Origin of the sequence: Lysobacter sp. Root690 (assembly GCF_001427785.1) — a bacterium.
Classification (GTDB): domain Bacteria; phylum Pseudomonadota; class Gammaproteobacteria; order Xanthomonadales; family Xanthomonadaceae; genus Lysobacter.
Map to the genome: position 1 here is coordinate 234,276 of NZ_LMHM01000012.1, position 4,861 is coordinate 239,136.

Consider the following 4,861-nt stretch of genomic DNA (forward strand, 5'->3'; position numbering starts at 1 on the left):
GACTTGAAAGTTACGACGCGACTCGTGGATTCCCGCCTTCGCGGGAATGACGGCTTCAGAGTTGCGACGTGACTCGCGGATTCCAGCGTTCGCGAGGATGGCGACTTGAAAGTTTGGACGTGACTCGTGGATTCCGCCTTCGCGGGAATGACGGCGTGAGAGTCGCGACGCGACTAGCGGAGTCCGCCTTCGCGGGAACCACGACACGCGACATCCCGATAAAGTTGCGGCGATAAATCGATGCGACGACGACGACGGCGACCGAGCGCAATCACTCGATAGCGAACGTCACATCCACCGACGCATTCACGCTGATCTGACCGACCGCCAAGGTCGCGCCGTCGTCGCCGCTGGCGCCGCCGGCGTTCTGGACCACGTTCTGCATCAATTGCCCGTTGCGGCCGCCCCAGCCGGTGCCGCTGCGCCACCAACCGCCCGAATACGATTCCGAAATCGTCTGCGCTTCGCCGCGGCGGACGCCGAGTTCGGAGGTCAGCGCATCGGCTTTTTCCTTGGCCGCGCGGATCGCCAGCGCGCGCGCGGCGTCGCGGTGCTTGCGCAGCTGCGAGGTGCGGAATTCGACGCCGTGGATGTACTGCACGCCGTTGCCCAGCAGGCCCGACAGCACGGCGTCGAAATCGCTCACGCGGGTCAGGCGGATGCCGATGCTCTTGCGTACGGTGTATAGCAGCGGCACCACCCGCGATCGCTCCAGCGCGGAGCGGCTGGAGTCGTCGCGTTCGTACTCGGGCTCGATGGTGATGAAATCGGTCTGCACGTCCTTGTCGGGCACGCCGTTGCGCTTGAGGAAGGCCAATGCGCTGGCGATGCTTTCGTCGTTCTGGCGCTTGGCCTCCTCGAGCTTCGAATGGCGCGATTCGACCCCGACATTGAGCAGGATTTCGTCCGGCGCGACCTTGATTTCGGCCGCGCCCGAAACGCTGATGCTGCGATTGGGCTTCTGCGCGAAGGCGGGCAGGGCGGGCAACGCGGCCAGGACGAGGACGAACAGCAGGCGGTATTTCATCGGGCCTTCCATGGGTGGGTGCGCGGGCGAGCGGCGCGGACGGGATGGACGCAACAGTAGTCGCAAGCGGGCCATGGACGCGAGTCCTGGCGGCGGGCGCGATCTTGTTGGCCCAAGCAGGCGCGATCATCGGCCTGCGCCGACGCGGCTGTTTCGTACCAGCCGCGTAGTGACTCGATCGCGGGCAAGACCGATCCCATACCGTCAGTTCGTGTTCGTTCGCCGCGTTCCTCCCGAGCAATCCCGCGTACGCCCGATCGGACAGACCGATTGCACACTTTGCGCCCATGCCCCGGCGGGCTAGCCTTAGCCCACGCCGGCGACCGCCGCAGCGATCGCCCGATGGAGCCCGACGTGTCCGAGCTGTGGCAAACCCTGGTCAGCATTCCCTACCTGGGCGTGTACCTCACCGCCGGCTGGGCGCTCTATCTGGTCTGGCTGGGGCTGTGGATCGTGCTGCAGAAGCGCGAGCCGGTCGCGACCATCAGCTGGCTGATCAGCCTGGCCGCGCTGCCGTACCTGGGCTTTTTGATCTATTACTTCTTCGGCCCGCAGCGCATCCATCGCCAGCGCATGCGCCGGGTGCGCGCCCGCGCGGCGCTGCCGCCGCCGCCGCCGGGGCTGACCCCGTCGCCCGAAGCAATCGAACTGGCCCGGCTCGGCCAGGCCACCACCGGCCTGCCGCCGACCACCGCGACCCAGGCGCGCCTGCTGATCGACGGCGGCGCCAAGTACGCCGCGCTGCTGGCCGACATCGCCCAGGCCCGCGAGCGCATCCACCTGGAGTACTACATCTATCAGCCCGACCGCACCGGCACCGCGCTGCGCAACGCGCTGATCGAACGCGCGCGCGCCGGAGTCACGGTGCGGTTGCTGCTGGACGCGGTCGGCTCGGGCGCGACCAAGCAGCGTTTCATCCAGCCGCTGATCGACGCCGGCGCCCACGTTGCGTGGTTCCACCCGATGAAGCTGCGCTGGTTGTGGCGGCGGCCGTGGCTGAACCTGCGCACCCACCGCAAGATCGTGGTGATCGACGGCCGGGTCGGCTACACCGGCGGCATCAACATCACCGACGAGGAAGACGAACGCCTGCGCGAAGATGCCTACCGCGACCTGCATCTGCGCCTGGAAGGCGACGTGGTCCGCGAACTCGAACTGGTGTTCACCGAGGACTGGTGCTACGCCACCGGCGAGCCGCCGATCCGCCACGTCAACGCCGCGCCGGTGCAGGGCACGATCGCCGCGCAGGTGGTCAGTTCCGGGCCGGATTCGAGCTGGGAAGCGATCCATCGCGTCCACGTCGGCGCGATCCACGCCGCGCGCAAGCGAGTCTGGCTGGTCACGCCGTACTTCGTGCCGGGCGAAGCCGCGCGCATGGCGCTGACTTCGGCCGCGCTCGGCGGCCTGGACGTGCGCCTGCTGGTGCCCAAACTCAGCGACAGCCGCCTGGTGACCTACGCGGCGCGTTCGTATTTCGACGAACTGCTCGAGGCCGGGGTCAAGATCCACGAATACGGCCCGCGCATGCTGCACACCAAGGCGCTGCTGTGCGACGACGAAATGGCGATCATCGGCAGCGCCAATTTCGATCACCGCAGCTTCCGCCTGAACTTCGAGATTTCGGTGATGTTCTACAACGCGACCCTGGCCGGCGAACTGGCCGCGCTGATCGAACAGGAATGCTCGCGCGCGCCGCGGGCGCGCAGCGATCGCGAGCGCTCGTTGTGGCGTACGCGCTTGCCCGAGGCGTTGGCCCGGTTGGTGTCGCCGTTGCTTTGAGATTCGGGATTCGGGATTCGGGATTCGAAATAGTCGGCGGGCTTTGAGGTCTTTTGTGGGAGGGCTTTCAAGCCCGACGCTTTTGGATCAGGCGCGGCGATCGGAACGGAAAGCGTCGGGCTTGAAAGCCTCCCACAAGAGACCTCCGGGCTACGAAGTGGTCTGGGGGAATGAAAAGCGTCGGGTCGTAGGACCTGCGCGTCAGGCCGCGTTGTGGGTTGTTCGGCTCACCGGACTACCCGCGGATCTATAGGCCGAGCTCGGTCGATCTGTGTCGATGTCCTTATGGCTACCGGCGTGCCGATGAGCCGGGGCACCGGTCGGGACCACCAGCGAGACGGGACCAACCGTAGACGAAATCGCTTATTGCTCCGCGCCAGCCATGTGAGCCGGATCAACCGGGCTGCGGCCCCCCGTTCAAGCGCCATCGGGCCCAGGCCCGGGCTGTTCAGGCAAACCGCTCTTACCCGCCGTTGTGCCGACCGTCGCAGCCGGGGATCGCCCCAGCTGCCGCCGCCACCGCGCCGCGCTACACTCGAACCGGGCCCGCCGAGGTCCACGCGCCGGGCCGCCACGATGCGAGCGGGCGCGCACAGAGGTCATCGAATTCGTCAGGGAGCACGCCGCAATGCCTTGGGTTTATCTGTTGCTGGCCATCGCCGCCTTCGGCCTGGCGCTGAAGACCACCTCGCCGGGACTGATGGCCGTCGGCCTGCTGGCGGCGCTCGGCTTGATGATCGCCGGCGTCATGAGCCTGCTGGCGCGTCGCCTCGACAGCACCAGTCGCGATGTCTCGGTGATCATCGATCCGGTTGAACTGCGCCGTCTGCGCGAGCAGGCCGAAGCGCGCAAGCTCGCCGCGTCTTCGCAGTCCGAGCCGACCCAGCGCTGAGCGCGCGGCCGCGCGCCGGCCGCGATCGATTCGCTTGCTGTCAGCCGCCTGCTTTCACCCATCTGCTTTCACTCGCCGGCCGCGCGCGCATGCGCGGCCAAACTGCGCACTCGCCGCATCGCAGCCGGCGGGTTAGGCTGAAGTCATGACCGTCCTGAGCGTCAACGTCAACAAGATCGCGGTGCTGCGCAATTCGCGCGGCGGCGGCGAACCCGATGTATCGCGCGCCGCGCAAGCCTGCCTGGACGCCGGCGCGCACGGCATCACCGTGCATCCGCGGCCCGATGCGCGGCACATCCGTGACTACGACGTGTACGCGCTGGCCGAACTCACCCAGGCGCGCGCGGTCGAGTTCAACATCGAAGGCAATCCGTTCGCGCCGCCGCGCGCCGGCTACCCGGGTTTGATCGAACTATGCCGGCGCACCCGGCCGGCGCAAGTCACCCTGGTACCCGACGGCGACGATCAACTCACCTCCGACCATGGCTTCGATTTCGAACGCGACGCCGACGCGCTGCGTCCGCTCATCGCGCAACTGCACGAACTCGACTGCCGGGTCAGCGTGTTCGCCGATGCCGACCGCGAAGGCATCGAGCGCGCGGCCGAACTGGGCGCCGACCGGGTCGAGCTTTACACCGGTCCCTATGCCGACGCCTTCGCTCAAGGCGATATCGATGCGGCGCTGCGCGCGTTTGCGACCGCCGCGCGTCGCGCCCAGGCCGTCGGCCTCGGCGTCAACGCCGGTCACGACCTCAGCCAGGCCAACCTCGGCGCGTTCCTGCAAGGCGTTCCGAACGTGCTCGAAGTGTCGATCGGCCACGCCTTGATCGGCGAAGCTTTGTACGCCGGCCTCGACGCGACGGTGCGCGCGTATCTGGATGTGATTGCGCAGGCGGCTTGAGCGTCAACGTCTTGCCGCGGCTCTGATCGGGCAGGGCGTTCGCGGCGTTGTCGCCGACATTTTGCGATTAACCACGCGGTTCGATGCTCCGTTCGCGTGATTTCACGGCGAACCTGTTTGCTATCGCCGAAGCTCATAACCATCGGTCGCTTTGCAGCGTCGCGCTGTGGATAAGCGTCAGCGACAGTCTGCAAGCCGGGTCTTCGGCATTCACCACTCGATGGTCCGTTCGCGCGTTTCACGGCGAACCTGTCCGCTATCG

General features: G+C 67.1%; 4 protein-coding genes. 3 read left to right on the forward strand and 1 reads right to left on the reverse strand.

The window, feature by feature from the left end; all coding sequences use genetic code 11:
* Window positions 1-271: 271 nt before the first annotated feature.
* Window positions 272-1,027 (reverse strand): SIMPL domain-containing protein, encoded by a 756-nt coding sequence (locus ASD86_RS08865; protein WP_162253638.1) that lies wholly within the window; start codon window positions 1,025-1,027, stop codon window positions 272-274.
* Window positions 1,028-1,369: 342 nt separating this feature from the next.
* Here ASD86_RS08865 and cls point away from each other — a divergent pair, with 342 nt between their 5' ends.
* The 3 genes from cls (at window position 1,370) to ASD86_RS08880 (ending at window position 4,599) form a co-directional block, all read left to right on the forward strand.
* Entirely contained in the window at window positions 1,370-2,806 is a 1,437-nt protein-coding gene (cls, locus tag ASD86_RS08870; RefSeq protein ID WP_056109557.1) for a cardiolipin synthase, read from the forward strand.
* Between the two features lie 628 nt (window positions 2,807-3,434).
* On the forward strand, window positions 3,435-3,698 hold the full coding sequence (locus tag ASD86_RS08875; RefSeq protein WP_056109558.1) for a hypothetical protein: 264 nt from the start codon (window positions 3,435-3,437) through the stop codon (window positions 3,696-3,698).
* A 145-nt stretch (window positions 3,699-3,843) separates the two neighbouring features.
* Entirely contained in the window at window positions 3,844-4,599 is a 756-nt protein-coding gene (locus ASD86_RS08880) for a pyridoxine 5'-phosphate synthase (RefSeq protein WP_056109560.1), read from the forward strand.
* Window positions 4,600-4,861: the final 262 nt, after the last annotated feature.